The sequence below is a fragment of the Pseudomonas sp. o96-267 genome, from assembly GCF_003935465.1.
Lineage (GTDB): Bacteria > Pseudomonadota > Gammaproteobacteria > Pseudomonadales > Pseudomonadaceae > Aquipseudomonas > Aquipseudomonas sediminis.
Genome location: NZ_RHQP01000017.1, coordinates 24,743 through 41,733 on the forward strand (window position 1 = coordinate 24,743; position 16,991 = coordinate 41,733).

At 63.8% G+C, this 16,991-nt stretch carries 14 protein-coding genes and 2 pseudogenes; 6 read left to right on the plus strand and 10 right to left on the minus strand.

The annotated features are described in order from the left end of the window. The 8 genes and pseudogenes from EGJ86_RS13330 to EGJ86_RS13365 all read right to left on the minus strand — a co-directional run. Nucleotides 1-682: pseudogene (locus tag EGJ86_RS13330) on the minus strand (thiamine pyrophosphate-binding protein); the annotation flags it as partial. Nucleotides 683-703: 21 nt separating this feature from the next. Then, entirely contained in the window at nucleotides 704-2,098 is a 1,395-nt protein-coding gene (locus tag EGJ86_RS13335) for a YjiH family protein (RefSeq protein ID WP_125835407.1), read from the minus strand. A 78-nt stretch (nucleotides 2,099-2,176) separates the two neighbouring features. Continuing rightward, on the minus strand, nucleotides 2,177-3,136 hold the full coding sequence (speB, locus tag EGJ86_RS13340; protein WP_125835408.1) for an agmatinase: 960 nt from the start codon (nucleotides 3,134-3,136) through the stop codon (nucleotides 2,177-2,179). 146 nt (nucleotides 3,137-3,282) lie between these two features. Continuing rightward, complete coding sequence (locus tag EGJ86_RS13345) at nucleotides 3,283-4,005, minus strand: class II aldolase/adducin family protein (protein WP_125835409.1); 723 nt, start codon at nucleotides 4,003-4,005, stop codon at nucleotides 3,283-3,285. Continuing rightward, a complete protein-coding gene (locus EGJ86_RS13350) occupies nucleotides 4,002-5,516 on the minus strand; it encodes an amino acid ABC transporter permease/ATP-binding protein (RefSeq protein WP_125835410.1) in 1,515 nt (504 codons plus the stop codon). The genes EGJ86_RS13345 and EGJ86_RS13350 overlap by 4 nt, the downstream gene beginning before the upstream one ends. A gap of 106 nt (nucleotides 5,517-5,622) precedes the next feature. After that, entirely contained in the window at nucleotides 5,623-6,429 is an 807-nt protein-coding gene (locus EGJ86_RS13355; RefSeq protein WP_125835411.1) for an ABC transporter substrate-binding protein, read from the minus strand. A gap of 54 nt (nucleotides 6,430-6,483) precedes the next feature. Then, complete coding sequence (locus tag EGJ86_RS13360; protein WP_125835412.1) at nucleotides 6,484-7,524, minus strand: isopenicillin N synthase family oxygenase; 1,041 nt, start codon at nucleotides 7,522-7,524, stop codon at nucleotides 6,484-6,486. A gap of 9 nt (nucleotides 7,525-7,533) precedes the next feature. Beyond that, the gene (locus EGJ86_RS13365; protein WP_125835413.1) at nucleotides 7,534-8,376 is read right to left on the minus strand and encodes a sugar phosphate isomerase/epimerase; all 843 of its coding nucleotides are present in this window, start codon (nucleotides 8,374-8,376) and stop codon (nucleotides 7,534-7,536) included. 406 nt (nucleotides 8,377-8,782) lie between these two features. Here EGJ86_RS13365 and EGJ86_RS13370 point away from each other — a divergent pair, with 406 nt between their 5' ends. The 4 genes and pseudogenes from EGJ86_RS13370 to EGJ86_RS13380 all read left to right on the plus strand — a co-directional run bounded on the left by EGJ86_RS13370 (nucleotide 8,783) and on the right by EGJ86_RS13380 (nucleotide 12,044). Next, nucleotides 8,783-9,676 (plus strand): LysR family transcriptional regulator, encoded by an 894-nt coding sequence (locus tag EGJ86_RS13370; RefSeq protein ID WP_125835414.1) that lies wholly within the window; start codon nucleotides 8,783-8,785, stop codon nucleotides 9,674-9,676. 117 nt (nucleotides 9,677-9,793) lie between these two features. Next, nucleotides 9,794-10,075: pseudogene (locus tag EGJ86_RS25640) on the plus strand (PAS domain-containing protein); the annotation flags it as partial. 243 nt (nucleotides 10,076-10,318) lie between these two features. Then, nucleotides 10,319-11,359, plus strand: coding sequence for a methyl-accepting chemotaxis protein (locus tag EGJ86_RS13375; protein ID WP_372237969.1), 1,041 nt, complete (start codon nucleotides 10,319-10,321; stop codon nucleotides 11,357-11,359). Nucleotides 11,360-11,450: 91 nt separating this feature from the next. Beyond that, on the plus strand, nucleotides 11,451-12,044 hold the full coding sequence (locus EGJ86_RS13380) for a tRNA-uridine aminocarboxypropyltransferase (protein WP_125835416.1): 594 nt from the start codon (nucleotides 11,451-11,453) through the stop codon (nucleotides 12,042-12,044). A 64-nt stretch (nucleotides 12,045-12,108) separates the two neighbouring features. Here EGJ86_RS13380 and EGJ86_RS13385 read toward each other — a convergent pair whose 3' ends face one another. Both EGJ86_RS13385 and EGJ86_RS13390 read right to left on the minus strand, forming a co-directional pair. Continuing rightward, nucleotides 12,109-12,507, minus strand: coding sequence for a YbaN family protein (locus EGJ86_RS13385; RefSeq protein ID WP_099525335.1), 399 nt, complete (start codon nucleotides 12,505-12,507; stop codon nucleotides 12,109-12,111). Between the two features lie 45 nt (nucleotides 12,508-12,552). Next, on the minus strand, nucleotides 12,553-13,137 hold the full coding sequence (locus EGJ86_RS13390; RefSeq protein ID WP_125835417.1) for a YecA family protein: 585 nt from the start codon (nucleotides 13,135-13,137) through the stop codon (nucleotides 12,553-12,555). A gap of 448 nt (nucleotides 13,138-13,585) precedes the next feature. On the opposite strand from EGJ86_RS13390, the gene recQ reads away from it, so the two are divergent. Beyond that, nucleotides 13,586-15,718: a DNA helicase RecQ gene (gene recQ / locus EGJ86_RS13395; protein ID WP_125835418.1), complete on the plus strand. Its 2,133-nt coding sequence runs from the start codon at nucleotides 13,586-13,588 to the stop codon at nucleotides 15,716-15,718. Nucleotides 15,719-15,808: 90 nt separating this feature from the next. Continuing rightward, nucleotides 15,809-16,969, plus strand: a complete 1,161-nt coding sequence (locus tag EGJ86_RS13400) for a diguanylate cyclase (protein WP_125835419.1) — start codon at nucleotides 15,809-15,811, stop codon at nucleotides 16,967-16,969. Nucleotides 16,970-16,991 lie beyond the last annotated feature (22 nt).

Sequence of the window (16,991 nt, forward strand, 5' to 3'; positions counted from 1 at the left end):
CCCCCCGGCCGCGGCCCCCCCCGCGCCCCGCGCCCGCGGCCGCCCCCCCCCCCCCCCCGCCCCGCCCCCGCGGGCGTGCGGCCGGCTGGCGCCGCCCGGCGGCTTCGCGGATCAGCGTGCGATTCGGTGCCGGGCGGCGCACGGTCGGCCGTGGTGCCACGGCCATATGCGTGGCGTCGGCGGTGATGATGTCCAACGGCAACTCGATATGCACCGGGCGCGGCCGCGCGCCCTCGAACACGGCGAAGGCGCGGGCCAGCACGGCGGGCAGCTCCTCGACGCTCATCAGGGTATGGCTGAAGGCGGTGACGCCGGCGGTCATGGCGCGCTGGTTGGGCAGCTCGTGCAGATAGCCCTTGCCCAGGCCGAGGCGCGCGCGCTCGTTGACGCTGGAGATCACCAGCATGGGGATGGAATCGGCGTAGGCCTGGCCCATGGCGGTGAGGATGTTGGTCATCCCCGGCCCGGTGATGATGAAGCACACGCCAGGCTTGCCCGAGACGCGCGCGTAGCCGTCGGCCATGAAGCCGGCGCCCTGTTCGTGGCGCGGGGTGACATGGCGGATGCCGCTGTGCGGCAGGCCACGGTAGAGCTCCACGGTATGTACGCCGGGTATGCCGAACACGGTGTCAACGCCCCAGGCTTCGAGTTGCTTGACGAGAAATTCGCCGCAGGTGGTCATGGTCAGGTCCTTGTGTCGACGTCAGCCGACGATCCAGTGCGCCATCAGCGCGATGATCGGCAGGGTGATCAGGGTGCGGATGATGAAGATGACGAACAGCTCCAGCAGGTTCAGCGGCAGCTTGGCCTTGAGGATCAGCACGCCGACTTCGGACATGTAGATCAGCTGGGTCAGCGACACACAGGCGACCACGAAGCGGGTCAGCTCGCTTTCGATGCCCTTGCCCAGGACCGCCGGCAGGAACATGTCGGCGAAACCCACCAGCATGGCCGGTGCCGCCTTGGCCGCTTCCGGCAATTGCAGGGCTTCGAGCAGGGGCACGAAGGGGTAGGACAGCCAGTTGAAGATCGGCGTGAACTCGGCGATCGCCAGGGAAACGGTGCCGATGGCCATGACCAGCGGCAGCAGCCCCAGCCAGATATCGACCACGTTGTGCACGCCGATCTTCACCATCTGCGCAGGCGAGGGGTTGGCATTGGCGCGCTGGACGGCTTGCAGCAGGCCCCAGCGCAGCAGCGAGGTGCCGGCCGGCACGTCTTCCTGGATCTGCTTGCCGACGCCGGCGACGTAGTCGTCCTTCTTCCACGACAGCGGCGGAATGCGCGGGGTGATGATCGCGGCGGAGAGGCCGGCGACCACCACCGTCAGGTAGAAGGGCACGAACAGGTGATCGATTTTCATGAAGCTGGTGATCAGCAGGCTGAAGGCGATCGAGGCGATGGAGAAGTTGGTCGCGATCACTGCCGCTTCGCGGGCGCTGTAGAAACCTTTCTGGTACTGCTGCGCGGTGATCAGCACACCAACGGTGCCGGAGCCGAGCCAACTGGCGATGGCGTCGATGGCCGAGCGCCCGGGTAGACCGAAAATCTTGCGAAACACATTGCGCACGATGGTGCCGATGAACTCCATCAGACCGTAGTCGGTAAGCAGCGGCAGGATCAGGCCGGCGACCAGGAAGAAGGTGATCAGCACCGGCGCCAGGTCTTTCAGCACCACGCCGCCGGTGTTGGCGCTCCATATCCATTCCGGGCCGAACTGCCAGAAGGTCATGGCGGCGAACAGCGCGCCGAGCACGCGCAGGCCGAGCCATAGCGGGTGTAGGTTGAACAGATCGTTGAGTGCACGCCGCTCGGTGACCCAGCGCGGCTTGAGCAGGCTGCCGAGCACGCCCAGCATGGCCGAGAGGATCAGCAGTGCGGTGGCGATAGCCGGCAGATGGTCGTTGACCGCGGCCTTGAGCGCATCGGCCATCACGCCGAGGCCGATGGTCACCTTCTCTTCATAGACGATGGGGGTGAGAAACAGCAGCACGCCGAGCAGCGAGGGGATCAGGAAGATCAGTAACTGACGCATGCTGTAGGAGGTATCGGTCGGCGGCTGGTCATCCAGCAGCGGTATGGCTTCGTCACGATTCATCAGGGCACCCTAATTCTTGTTGTATGAACGTGCCGGGTGCCGCGATGGACACCCGTGCGGGTATAAAAAAACCGTGGGTCAGCGACGCTGAACCCCAGGCAGCACGCAGAGCATTTCGTAGAGCAGGTTGGCGCCGAGCAACGAGGTGTTGCCGGTGGTGTCGTAGGGCGGCGAGACCTCGACCAGGTCGCCACCGATCAGGTCCAGGCCCTGGCAACCACGGATGATCTCCATCGCCTGGATGGTGGTCAGGCCGCCGATCTCCGGGGTGCCAGTGCCGGGCGCCCAGGCCGGGTCGATGCCGTCGATGTCGAACGACAGGTACACCGGGCCGCCGCCGACCTTTTCGCGCACTTCGGCCATCAGCGGTGCCAGCGACTGGTGCCAGCACTCTTCGGCCTGCACCACGCGAAAGCCCTGCTTGCGGCTCCAGTTGAAGTCCTCGGCGGTGTAGCCCTGGGCGCGCAGGCCGATCTGCACCACGCGCTGGCTATCCAGCAGACCTTCTTCCTGGGCGCGGCGGAAGGTGGTGCCGTGGGCGATCTTCTCACCGAACATATGGTCGTTCACATCGGCGTGGGCATCGACGTGCACCAGGCCGATCTTGCCGTACTTCTTGTGCAGGGCACGCAGGATCGGAAGGGTGATGGTGTGATCGCCACCCAGGGTCAGCGGTTTGATGCCGAGTTCGACGATCTCGTCGTAGGCCTCTTCGATGATGCGCACGGCGTCGAGCAGGTTGAAGGTGTTGATCGCCACGTCGCCGATATCGGCCACGTTGAGCGAGTCGAAAGGAGCGGCACCGGTGGCCATGTTGTACGGGCGGATCATCACCGACTGGGCGCGGATCTCACGTGGGCCGAAGCGAGTGCCGGAGCGTAGTGAGGTGCCGATGTCCAGCGGCACGCCGACGAAGGCGGCGTCGAGCTGGCGTTTTTCCTCGGTGCTCTGGATGTGGGGCAGGCGCATCATGGTGGCGATGCCGCCGAAGCGGGGCATTTCATTGCCGCCCAGGGGCTGGTGGAAGGTCTTGTCCATGGGTGGGCCTCAGGCTCGTTCTGGTTGTGGCCGGATTCTTGGCCGGCCAGGCGCTGGGAAAAATCGGCTGGGGCAAAAACTTACTTCAGGATTGTTTGAAGTAAGGCTGTAAGCCCCGGTTCATAAGGTGTGGCGTGGCGTGCGCGTCAGTCGCGGTAGCTGGGATCGAGGCGATCGAGCCTGCGTAGCCAGGCCTGCCAGAGCAGCTGGCGCTGCCATTGCGCGCCCTGCAACTGCTCGCAGGCGTGCTGCGCCAGGTGCGCCGGAATCTCGCTGCAGGGCTGGCCACCACTGGTGGCGGCGAGCTGGATCTCGCAGGCGCGGTTCAGGTAATACATGACGTAGAAGGCATCGGCGACGCTGGCGCCGACGCTGAGCAGGCCATGGTGGCGCAGCAGCAGGGCGATGTTGTCGCCCAGCGAGGCCTGGATGCGCGCACGTTCGTCCAGATCCAGTGCCACGCCCTCGTAAGCGTGGTAGCCCAGGCGCTGGTGAAACTCGGTGCTGATCTGGTTGAGCTGCAGCAGGCCGTCATCCTGCGCGGCCACCGCCATGCCGGCCAGGGTATGGGTGTGGATCACGCAGTGGGCGTCGTCGCGGGCCATGTGCACGGCGCTGTGGATGGTGAAACCGGCGACGTTGTAGTCGGCATTACCCTCGACCACCTTGCCGTGCATGTCCACCACGATCAGGTCGCTGGCACGAATCTCTTCGAAGAACAGGCCGAACGGGTTGATCAGAAAGCGCGGCTCGCCGTCACCCGGCAGGCGCACGGAAAAGTGCGTGTAGAGGGTGTCGTCCCAGCCGAACAGGGCGGCCAGGCGGTAGGCCGCGGCCAGGTCGTGGCGCAGGGTAGTGATGTCGTTCATGCGTTCTCCAGGCCGATGAAGCGGCGTACGCGCTGGTGGTTGCCGTGGTGGATGGCGGCAGGTGAGGCGTCGAGCTGGACATGACCGTCTTCCATGAACAGCACGCGGTCGGATATCGACAGGGCGAAGTCCATCTCGTGGGTGACGATCAGCATGGTCATGCCTTCGCGCGCCAGGTCGCGGATCACCGCGAGCACGTCGCCCACCAGTTCCGGGTCGAGCGCCGAAGTGGGCTCGTCGAACAGCATGATGTCCGGCTGCATGGCCAGGGCGCGGGCGATGGCCACGCGCTGCTGTTGGCCGCCGGAGAGCTGGTGCGGGTACTTGTCGGCGTGGACCAGCAGGCCGACCTTGTCCAGCAGCGCGAGGGCCTGGCGACGCAGTTCGGCGCTATCACCCAGGCCGTGGTAGCGCGGCGCGAGCAGGACGTTGTCGACGATGGTGCGGTGGGGGAACAGGTTGAAACTCTGGAACACCATGCCGATGCGCCGCACGCCTTCGCGCTGGCGGCGATTCTCGGGGCGGTCGCCGGCCTGGATGAAACTCTCGCCGAACAGCACGATCTCGCCTTCGTCGATGCTTTCCAGGCCGTTGACAGTGCGGATCAACGAGGTCTTGCCGGAGCCGGACGGGCCGATGATGGAGATCACCTCGCCAGGTTGCACGCTCAGGTCGATGCCCTTGAGCACATGGTGGTCGCCGTAGTGCTTGTGGATGTTGCTCAGGTACAGCGCCGCCGGTGTACCTGGCTCACGAACCCGGGCGTTGCCGGTCGCCACCTGTGGCAGGCCGCTGCGCAGCTTGGCCACCTGGGCATCGCCGAGGGTGCCCGGCTTGCGCCGGCCAAGGTCGAGGTGGCGCTCCAGGTACTGCAGACCCCAGCCGAACAGGCTGACGATCAGCACGTAGTACACGGCCACGGCGCCGAGGGTTTCCAGCACCAGGAAGTTCTGCGCGTAAAGGCGCTGGCCAACCAGCAGCAGTTCGCTGAGGGAGATCACCGAGACCAGCGAGGTCAGCTTGACGATGGTCACGTACTCGTTGGTCAGGGTCGGTAGGGCGATGCGAAAGGCCTGCGGTACGACGATCAGCCGCTGGGTGCCAAGCCGGCCAATACCCAGGGCACGGGCGGCTTCGCGCTGCCCTTTGGCCACCGACAACAAGCCACCACGGTGGATTTCGGCCATGTATGCCGCTTCTGTGAGTACCAGGGCGAACAGACCGGCGTAGAACGGATTGGACAGTACCTTGCCGCTGGCCGGCATCAGTTGCGGCAGGTTGTAGACGAAGATCAGCAGCACCAGCAGCGGCACGCTGCGAAAGAACCATACGTAGATCGCGGCTGGCGCGCTGAGCCAGCGATTGGCGGCTTGCTTGGCACTGGCCAAACCGAAGCCCAGCACCAGGCCGAGCAGCCAGGCCAGACTGCTGAGTTTCACCACCGTCCAGCACGCCGCCCAGAAGGCCGGCATGGAAAACAGGGAGAAGAAATAGCTCCATTCGAACGGCATATGGGGCACCTGTGACTCAAGCCGAAAAGGGGCAGGCCGGATCAAGGACCGGCCTGTGGGATGAAGCGGTCATACCTGGGCGCTATCACTCGCCCACGGATTTGACTCAGGCTTCTTCCAGGTTGTATTTCTTCAGCAGCTCGCTGTACTCGCCGCTGGCCTTGAACTCGTCCAGCGCGGCCTTCAGCGCGTCGAGCAACTGGGCATTGCCCTTTTTCACGTAGATGCCCAGCACCTGCGGATAGATCGAGCCCTTGGAACTGATGGAGATGCGGCCCTTGGCGCGTTCGACGATGCGCAGCGAGGCAGCGTCGATTTCCAGGTGCGCCTGGATATGGCCGGAAAGCAGCGCCTGGGTGGTTTCGGCGGTGGTCGGGTACTGGTTGATGGTGATGGCGCCGGCGCCTTGCTCCTTGCAGTAGCCGTCGGAGACTTTCTGCAGTGCCGGAACCCACGAGGTGCCCTGTTGCAGGCCGACGGTCAGGCCGCACAGATCTTCGGGGGTCGCCGGTTTCTTCTCGGCGTCGCTGCGCACCATGATCGCCGCGCCAGTCTTGGCGTAGGGGATGGCGTCGGCTTTCTCCAGGCGCTCGGGGAGGATGTACATGCCGGAGATGATGGTGTCGAAACGGCCGGCGTCGAGGCCAAGGATCAGGTTAGGGAAGCTGATGTCGCTGAAGCTCGCCTCAAGGCCCAGACGCTTGGCCAGCGCTGCGGAAACCTCCGGGTCGAAGCCGAGCACCTTGTCGCCTTCGTAGTATTCGAACGGTGGGTAGGAAATCTCCATGCCCACCTTCAACTCGCCGCTGGCGAGGGTCTTGGGCGTTTCGGCAGCGTGGGCGTTGGTGAACAGGCCGGCCAGGGTGCAAGCGAGGGCCAGGGCGGTAGTGCGCAGCGGGGTACGGGTTGCCATTGTGCTTATCTCCGGATCAGGTTTTCTATTGGCAGAGGGCTACTTAGGGGAAAGTCAAAGTGCACTCGGTTGGTGCTTCAGGTGGCCGAAGCTGGACGGTGCGCGGGCGCGTTCGGGTAGCTGCAACTGGCCGTCCTCGACGCGCTTCTTCAGGTATTGGTAGGTCTGCAGCGCCTGGCTCCACATGTGCTCGCCGATGCTGATGGCCTCGTAGCGCTGGCCGGTGGCTTCGAACTGCGGCAGCGGGCGGATCTGCGTGTGGTAGTCGCAGGCATAGAAGAAGGGGAAGGAGTAGCGCTCCTGGCTGACCTTGCGCACGCGGTGCGAGGTGGCGACGAAGGTGCCGGCGCTCATCACTTCGAGCATGTCGCCGATGTTGACGACGAAGGTGCCTTCGCGCGGCGGGGCGTCGATCCACTGGCCGAGGTCGTTCATCACCTCCAGCCCGGGGCGGTCGGCAAGCAGGATGGTGAAGCACTCGTAGTCGGTGTGGGCGCCGATGCCGGGGGCGTCCTGGGCGTCGCCATCGAAGGGGTAGTGGATCAGGCGCAGCTTCGACGGCGGGAAGTTGGCCATCTCGTCGAAGGTGTTCTCCGGCACGCCGAGAGCCAGGGCGAAGCCGCGAAACAGCGTGCGGCCAAGCTGGAAAATGCGCGCGTAGTAGGCCTGCACCGCCTCCTTGAAACCGGGCAGGGTGGGCCAGTCGTTGAGCCCCAGCAGCGGCGTGCCGGCCAGCACCAGCGGGTTGTTGGCGGGGACTTCGAAGCCGATGTCGAAGGCTTCCTTTTGATCCGGCTTGCCGGTGCCGTAGCGCTCCTCGCCCTCGGGCACGAAGCCCTTGTGGCTGGCCGAGGCGCCGATGTAGTGGCGCATCTTGGTGTCCAGCGGCTGGGCGAAGTAGTCCTCGGCGGCGCGGTGCAGACCGTCGATCAGCGCCTGCTCGATGCCGTGGCCGCTGATATACAGAAAGCCTACCTCGCGGGCGGCGCGGCCCAGATTCTCGGCCACGGCCAGACGTGCGGCCGGATCACTGCTGAACAGGCCGGCGATGTCGACCACGGGGATTTCGGTGAAATACTTGGCGTTGTTGTTCATCACGGCTCCTCAGCGACTGGTGAAACGGTGGAAGTGCTGGCGCTCGCAGCGCGCCATCCACTGATTGAGCTGCCACAGGTCGGCCACCGGCACGTCGGTGAAGGGCAGGTGGTGCAGGTAGCCGTCCGGGCCGAATTCGGGGGTCATGGTGGTGGTCTGCAGGCCGCGCTTTTCCTGGCTGCTCCAGATGCTTTCCCAGTGGCGCTGGTGAAAGGCCAGTACCTCGGCATACTCCGGGGCGCCGGGGTGCGGCACCTGCGGGCCCTGGTCGTAGCCCACGCGGGCCTGGATGTGGTCGACCCGCTCGATAAAGGCGGAAAGGTCGTCTGCGGGATCGTCGAGCAGGCGCTCGCAGGTCACCAGCCAGTGGCTGATGTCGCTGGTGAAGCGCAGTTCGGGCACCTGGCGAATCACGTCGAGGGTGACCCAGGGGCTGTACAGCGAGCGGCCGCGATGAATTTCGAAGCACACGTGCAGGCCGCCGGCCGAGGCCAGCTCGGCGGCGTGGGCGAAGAAGTCGACCTGTTCACTCAGCGCCCAGCGATCGTTGCCGGGTAGCACGTTGACCAGGCGCGGGCCGAGTTCGGCGGCCCAGTCGAGCTTCATGCGCAGGTCTTCGAGGTGCACCTGCGGGCTGTCGCTCTGACGTGGCAGCACCGGGGTGGAGGTGAACAGGGTGGCGATATAGGGGACGTTCTGCTCGCGCAGCAGACGGGCATTGATGGCGCGCTGCGCGGCGGTCTCGGGGATGCGCGCTTCGATGCCGTCGAAGCCGGCACCGAGCGCTTCGTCGAGCGCTTGCTGCCAACTGCCGCGGTAACCCCAGAGGGTGCGGAAGATTTCCAGTCGCATGGCCGTCTCCTGGAGAGGGCGAAGGTCAGCGGCAGATTGGCAAGGGGCGTGGTGTGGCGCCCGGTGGCGGCCGATTCGAGTCGGCGCCTGGTTATGTCAGCATTGTTGGCTCAGCCTGCGAATGGGTTAAATCGCATCGAACAAAAACTTAGTTCAGTGATTGCTGAACTATTGATACGCCTTGCGCTGCCCCGGATTTCATTCGGGTACCAAGCTAGCGCCGCTGCGTAGGGTGCGCCGCGCGCACCTGTTGTTTCGTCGGTCTGTGCCTAGAGCAGGGCGGTGTAGTCTTGTAGGGGAAATAGGCTGGCTGTTGTCCCGGATTTCATCCGGGCTACGTTTGCTGGATGTGCCAGGCCAGGGCAGGGCGCTACACTGGCGTTCCGTTCCTCTGCCGTGCGCCGCCATGTCCCTCGCTTTACCCGACCTGAAACTGCTGAAGATCTTCGTCGCCGTGGTGCGTCATCAGGGTTTCGCTGCTGCGCAGCAGGAACTGAACTTGTCCACCTCGGCCATCAGCACCTACATGAGTCAACTGGAGAGCCAGCTCGGCATCGTGCTCTGCCATCGCGGCCGTGGCGGCTTCAGCCTGACCAGCAAGGGCGAGCTTTTCCACCAGGAAACCCTGCGTCTGCTCGGCGAGCTGGAAGGCTTCGAGCGTTACTCGGCGGCGCTCAAGGGCGAGCTGCGTGGCACGCTCAACCTCGGTGTGCTGGACTCCACCGTCAGCGACCCGGCCTTGCCGCTGGCCGAGGTGATCGGTGCCTACAGCCAGGAACACCCAGGCGTGCACATGCACCTGTCGGTGATGAGCCCCTACGAGCTGCAACTGGCGGTGCTGGACAACCGTCTGGATCTGGCCATCGGTGCGTTCTCCACACGTATGAACGGCCTGGTCTATCAGCCGCTCTACCGTGAACAGCACTGGCTGTATTGCAGCGAGCGACACGCCTTGTTCGAGCAGCGGCGGATACCTGAGGAGTTGATCACCCAGCAGCGCATGGTGGGCCGTGGCTACTGGAGCCAGGCCGAGCTGGCGCGCCATGGCTTCAAGCACAGCGCGGCCACCGTGGAGTCGATGGAGGCACAGCTGATTCTGGTGCTTTCCGGCGCCTACATAGGCTATCTGCCCGAGCATTACGCTCAGCCCTGGGTCGATCAGGGCAAGCTGCGTGTGCTGTTGCCCGCCACCTTCGGCTACCAGGCCCCGTTCTCGCTGATCCTGCGTCGCGGACGTACCCGCGAGCCGCTGATTCAGACCTTTCGCGACCTGCTCAAGGCGCAACTGAATCAGATCTGAAACAGGGTCGCCTTTCTCCTCCGAAAGGCTTAGAGCCTACGACTGGCGCCGTTATTAGGCTGTGCTAGTACTTATTCATACGTCTGTACCAACTTCAATTCGAACAGGGAAGCCTCGATGCGCCAGAACCTGCCCGTGACTCAGCGGGAAAGAACCTTCCCCGCTGATGAACGCCTGATTTCCACCACCGACCTCAACAGCAAGATCACCTACTGCAACGATGCCTTCGTCGAGATCAGCGGCTTCACCCGCGAGGAACTGATCGGCCAGCCGCACAACCTGGTGCGCCACCCGGACATGCCGCCTGCCGTATTCGGGCATATGTGGGACACCATCAAGCAGGGCAAGCCCTGGATGGGCATCGTCAAGAACCGCTCGAAGAACGGCGACTTCTACTGGGTCAGCGCCTACGTCACGCCCATCTATGAGAACGGCAGAATTTCCGGCTACGAGTCGGTGCGCTCATTGCCCACCGAGGCCCAGAAGCGTCGTGCCGAAGCACTCTATGCCCGGCTGCGGGCCGGAAAATCACCCGTGCCGAAGTTGGAATACTGGACCTATGACCTGGTGCGCTCCTGGCCGCTGATCGCCGCGTCGCTGCTGATTGTTGCGGCGCACTGGGTGGTTTCTGGCTGGGCGCTGATGGGGTTTATCGTGCTGACGCTGTTCGCGCTGGGCTCCTACCAGCTGTATCGGACCCGGCAACTGATTCGCCGCACGCTGGCGGAGCATCCGAAAGCCTTTACCAGCGGCCTGGTGGCGCTGACCTACAGCGATAATCGCGGTGCCCAGGCCTTGCTGGACATGGCAATGATCAGCGAAGAGGCGCGACTGCAGACGGCACTGACGCGGCTGGAAGATGCAGGCGAGAACGTCAAGAAGCGTGCGACGCAATCGGCCGAACTGTCGCAATCCAGCGCACAGATGCTCGATCAACAGCGCGCCGAGACAGACCAGTCGGCCACCGCCATCAACGAGATGGCGGCGACCATTCAGGAAGTCGCACACAACGTACAGAACACCTCGCATGCCGCCGAAGAGGCGGATCGCCTGGCGCGTGAGGGACGCGATCTGGCTGTCGGCAGCTTGGATTCGATGCGACAGATGGCCAAGGCGGTCAACGATATTGGTCAGGCGGTCAACGAACTGGCCAACTCCACGCAGTCGATCGGCAGCGTTGCCGACGTGATCACCTCGATTGCCGAGCAGACCAACCTGCTGGCGCTCAACGCTGCCATCGAGGCGGCCAGGGCAGGGGAGCAGGGGCGCGGTTTCGCTGTGGTCGCCGATGAAGTGCGCTCGCTGGCATCGCGTACCCGTCAGTCCACCGAGCAGATTCACCAGATCATCGCTGACCTGCGTGCTGGAGCCGAGCGCGCCGTGGTGACGGCGGGCAAGGGCGAGGAAATTTCCCGTGGCAGCGTGCAGAGCGTGGAGTCGGTGCGCGATGCACTGGAGGGCATCAGCTCGGCGGTAACGCGTATCACCGGTATGAGCCAGCAGATGGCGGCCGCCTCCGAGGAGCAGAGCCACGTGGCCGAGGACATCAGCCGGCAGATCACCCGTATCGCCCAGCTTTCCGATCACAGTGCCGGCCAGGCGCATCAGGGCGCGGCGATCAGCCGCGAGCTGGAGGAAATGGCCGATTACCTGCACAGCCTGGCGGAGCGTTTCAATCGCTGACCCGTAGTCGGATGTCATCCGAGGCATGCTTCGATGTTCCGGGTTGCATCCGGACTACGCGTTGGCAGGGCGTTCTGGCACACTGCGCGGCATGCCTCGTCCGACCTGTTCCCGCTGCCAGCGCCCGCTCAGCCATTGCCTCTGTCCGCTGATTCCCGACCTCGAGAGTCGCACTCGTGTGCTCATCCTGCAGCATCCGAGCGAGGTCGGTCATGCCCTCAATACCGCTCGCCTGGCTGCGCTGGGTTTGCGCAACGCCGAGTTGCGCGTCGGTGAGGTGTTCGATGATCTGCCGCAATTGCTCGCGCAGCGTGACTATCGAGCCTGTCTGCTGTTTCCCGGCGAAGAGTCCGTCGCCTTGAGCGCTTATGCGCCCGACGAGAAACCGTTGTTGTTGGTGGTGCCCGATGGCACCTGGCGCAAGGCGCGCAAGCTGCTGCATCTCAACCCGTCGCTGGCGGCACTGCCGCGTGTGAGCCTGGGGGCAGTGGCGCCGTCGCGCTACCGTCTGCGCAAGGCACCGGAAGAGGGGGCGCTGTCGACCATCGAGGCGATCGTTGCAGCGCTGGATGTGCTTGAGGCACCACGGGGTTTCGAGGCATTGCTCAGGCCTTTCGATGCGTTGATCGAAGGGCAGATCGCGGCGATGGGGGAAGAGGTCTTCATCCGCAATCACCGGCGCTAATGAGGTGCGCGCGGCGCACTGCGTTTGTCGAATAGCCCGAATGCATCTGGAATGCGTTTAGCGCTCAGGGATTGGGCAGGGTTTTCTGCTTGAGGATGTACAGGCTGACCAGCACCGCACTGCTGAGCATGAATACGCGCGCCCAGGGCATGGGCACCAGATAGCAGGAAAAGCTGATGCTGGCCCACATCAGCACCAGGGCGTAGATCTTGCCCTTGAGCGGGATGCCCTGGCCTTCCAGGTAGTCGCGAATCCATGGACCCAGGTGCGGGTGGGTGACCAGCCAGAGGTAGAAGCGCCGTGAGCTGCGTACGAAGCAGGCCGCCGCTAGCAGCAGGAACGGCGTGGTCGGCAGTACGGGCAGGAAAATGCCAATGACTCCGAGGGCCACGCTCAGCCAGCCGATGCTCAGCAGCAGGTAGCGGACACTGCGGTGGCGGCTTGGCTGGATATCACGCGGCATGTGTGGGTCTTGGCGGCAGCCGGGGCTGGGCCCCGGCTGGCACAGTCAGTGGCGGGGTTTGAGCAGCGCAGGTTTTTCTTCCGGAGCCTGGCACAGCAGGAAGAGGGCGGTCAGCAGCTCGGGAATCTGGTCGATCATGCTGTCCACCAGGTCGCGGTCGCGAGCGATCTCGGCAAATTCCTGCTGCTCGTCGAACAGCCCCGAGCCGACCATGATCGGCAGCAGCAACTCGCTGACTTCGTCTTCGGCATCTTCGAACCACACCGCTTCACGCAGGAACACGCCTTCCATGAAACCGATGCACCAGCCGCGCAGATCGGAGTCGTCCGGCTCTTCGCCGAGGTCTAGGTCGCAGGGCAGTTCAGGCTCTTCTTCGCCAGCCAGCTGACGGGAGATATGCGCCTTCAGGTGGATCAGGGTGTTTTCGATCTCTTCGCGTTCGGCGTCGCTGCGGTAGTGCGGCGGCTCAGCGAACAGCGCATCGATCCACTCGCGGTCTGGCACCTGATCGGGGCAGATCGCCAGGGCTGTCAGGTAGCCATGGGCGGCCACGTAGTCCAACGCCTCTTCGTGCAGCTCATCGGCATCGAGAAAGGCTTGCAGGCGGGACAGTTGCTCAGCGAAGGACATCGTGGGGTTACCTTGAGGCTTAGGGGATAAACGAGGAAGGATTCTAGCAGGCTGTTGAAAAACTACCTACGTTGCCATTGCTGCGTTAAAAACAGGCTCACAGCCGAAGGCTGAACGCGCTTCAGCGCGGCCCCGTAGGGATGAGCGAAGCGAATCAAATGCTCATTTACAACTCGTAAAGTCGGACGCGACCCCGGTCGTTTTTCGCCTGTTTTTGCGGGGCCGCCATCGGTATTGTACTGGCTGCCTCGGCTCGGGCTTCCTGCTTCGCTCTACCTCCTGCATCCATGCAGTCGTCGCCTACGTTTTTCAACGACCTGCTAGTTCACCGCTGCCTCTGCGACCAGCGCGGGTGCTCTACTGACGGCGATTCAACAGCTTCGGACGGGTAGGCGCCCTGTTACCTGCGATCCTGCGGCATAATGCGCGGCTAGATTTGGAGGCCTTCATGCTCGATCACGCCATGCGCATTCTCAAAGACGTTTTCGGCTACGACGCCTTTCGCGGCAACCAGGCCGCGATCATCGAGCGTGTGGCCGGCGGCGGCGACGCCTTGGTGTTGATGCCTACCGGTGGCGGCAAGTCGCTATGCTTCCAGGTGCCGGCACTGATGCGCGAGGGCCTGGCGGTGGTGGTTTCACCGCTGATCGCCTTGATGGACGATCAGGTGGCCACCCTCGACGAGTTGGGTGTGGCAGCTGTGGCGCTGAATTCCACTTTGAGCCCTGACGAGCAGCGCGAGATCGCCGACCGTATACGTCGCGGGCAGATCAAGATGCTCTACCTAGCGCCCGAGCGCCTGGTGCAGCCGCGCATGCTGAGCTTCCTGCAGGGCCTGGATATCGCCCTGTTTGCCATCGACGAAGCGCATTGCGTGTCGCAGTGGGGGCACGACTTCCGGCCTGAGTACCTGCAGCTCGGCCAGCTTGCTGAGCTGTTTCCCAATGTACCGCGTATCGCCCTGACCGCCACGGCGGACAAACGTACCCGTGAGGAAATTGTCCAGCGCCTGCATCTGGACAACGCTGAGCGCTTTCTGTCGAGCTTCGATCGGCCGAACATCTTCTATCGCATTCAGCCCAAGGATCAGCCGCGCAAGCAACTGCTCGGTTTTCTCGCAGCGCGCAAGGGCGATGCCGGCATCGTCTATTGCCTGTCGCGCAAGAAGGTCGAGGAGGTTGCCGACTTTCTCAGCAGTCAGGGCTTCCCGGCCTTGCCTTATCACGCCGGCCTGCCCAACGAATTGCGTGCCTTCAATCAGAAGCGCTTCCTCAATGAGGAAGGCCTGATCATGGTGGCCACCATCGCTTTCGGTATGGGCATCGACAAGCCTAACGTGCGCTTCGTCTGTCACCTCGATCTGCCCAAATCGCTGGAAGCCTACTACCAGGAGACCGGTCGCGCCGGTCGTGACGGTCTGCCGGCTGATGCCTGGATGGCTTACGGCCTGCAGGACGTGATCTTCCTCAAGCAGATGCTCAACAATTCCGAAGGCGACGAGCGCCACAAGCGCATCGAGCAGCACAAGCTCGATGCCATGCTCGCCTTGTGCGAGGAAACACGCTGCCGCCGTCAGGTGCTGCTGGCCTACTTCGATGAAGAATTGCCCAACCCTTGCGGGCATTGCGATAACTGCATCGACGGCGTCGAGACCTGGGATGCCACCGAGCCGGCGCGTCAGGCGTTGTCGGCGGTGTACCGCAGTGGCCAGCGCTACGGCGTCGGCCATCTGGTGGACATTCTGCTGGGCCGCGACAACGAGAAGATTCGCGCCGCCGGTCATCAGCACCTGGCAGTGTTCGGCGTCGGCAAGGGCTTTTCCGAGGTCGAGTGGCGAACCCTGTTCCGCCAGTTGGTCGCACGCGGCCTGGCCGATGTCGATCTGGACGGTTTCGGCGGTTTGCGCCTGACTGAGTCCTGCCGGCCGCTGCTGCGTGGTGAGGTCAGCCTGCAACTGCGTCGCGAGCCCAAGCCGGCGCAGGCGGCCAAGGCCTCCAGTAGCGCCGCCAGCCAACTGGTGTGCGGCCATGAGCGGGACATGTGGGAGGCGCTACGCAGTCTGCGTCGTAAATTGGCCGAAGAGCACAGCGTACCGCCGTACGTGATCTTCCCTGATGCCACGTTGCTGGAAATGTTGCGCAGCCAGCCCAGCTCGCTGAGTGAAATGGCCGAGGTCAGCGGCGTCGGTGCGCGCAAGCTGGAACGCTACGGCCAGGCCTTCCTGGAAGTACTCAACGGCAGCAGCGCGGATGACACGCCACCGCCGGTGGCCGATCTGCGTCATGAGCTGGTCAGCCTGGCTCGCGCCGGTATGACCCCGACGCAAATCGCCGGCCAGTTGGGTTGCACCGAGAAGAACGTCTACAGCCTGCTAGCCGAGGCAATCGCCCAGCAGCAACTGACCCTGGAGCAGGCGCTGGATCTTCCTGAGGAACTGTTGGGCGAGATTCAGGAGACCTTCCTCGATGGCGAGGGCGAATTACCGGCGGTCAGCGAGATTGCCCCGCTATTCGCCGGGCGGGTCGACGAAGCGGTGCTCTACTGCGTGCGTGCGGCGCTGCAGGCCGAGTTCGAGATCTAAGCGTCCTCGGTGAAACCTGGCAGCCTGATTCTGGCGGCATTTCGATCGCAGGGCTAAGGTGTGGGCAGGCCGCCAGATAACGAGGTGAGGGTGCCTGACTATCACGCCTGGTACGACGAGGTTCGTCCGAGCCCTTATGCCGAGCAATTGAGCCTGGGGTTTCGGCGGTTGCGTTTTTCCCGCGCTCTCGAGCGTGAATATCGTGCGCATATGCTTGAGGACGGCTTCGAACTCAAACGTATCGCGCTCTGCGTCGCCACGGTCATCTGGCTGGCCCTGACGGTGTTGGACATGTTGGTGGTGCCTGCATCGCACCTGGGCTGGGTGATCGCAGTGCGCCTGGTGGCGCTGGTCATCCTGCTGGTTTGCGCGACCCTGATCCTGCGGCGGCGCCATAGCCATCTTCTGTTACCGCTGAGCATGACCTGCATCCTCGTGCTCGGTGTGGGGGCAACGGTGATTGTCGGTATCGCTCATCGCGCCGACCCTGGCTACCCCTATGAAGGTCTGCTGCTGGTGAGCATGGCGGCGTACTTTCTGGTCGGCCTGCGTTTGAGCGAGGCGCTTGCCTGTTCTCTGGTGGTGTTGCTCGCCTATGTGCTGGCGGAATTGGCCGCAGGGCTGCCGGCTCCACGATTGATCAACAACCTGCTGTTCCTGGGGTTCGGTAATCTTATCGGCGCCGTCGGTTGCTACCTCCTGGAATACAAATCACGCGAGCATTTTCTGATCAGCCGCCTGATGCATCTGCTTGCCCACCATGACAGTCTTACTGGGCTGCACAACCGTCGCAGCTTCAACCGGCAGTTCGAGCGCCTCTGGCGCCAGGCGCAGCGTGAGGGCATATCGCTGGCACTGCTGCTCTGCGACATCGACCATTTCAAGGCGTACAACGATCGCTACGGCCACCAGGCTGGCGATGCGGCTTTGCAGCGTGTCGGATCACTGATCGACCAGGCTGCGCGGCGACCACTGGATATGGGCGTACGGCTTGGCGGTGAGGAGTTCGCGCTGTTGTTGTTCGACATCAGCGCCGATGAAGCCAAGCTACGCGCCGAGGCTTTACGCCATTCGCTGGAGGAAGCGGGCATTGCTCACCGCGGCTCTGGGAGCGCCGATGTATTGACCATGTCCATCGGCATCGCTTGCCTGAGCTCCGATAGCCAACCTGAATTGAGCCAGCTGTACGAACAGGCCGACCGAGCGCTATACGAGGCAAAGGCTTTCGGGCGTAACAGGGTTGCGGTCTGAGTTGGAGCCGTGGGCAAGGTGT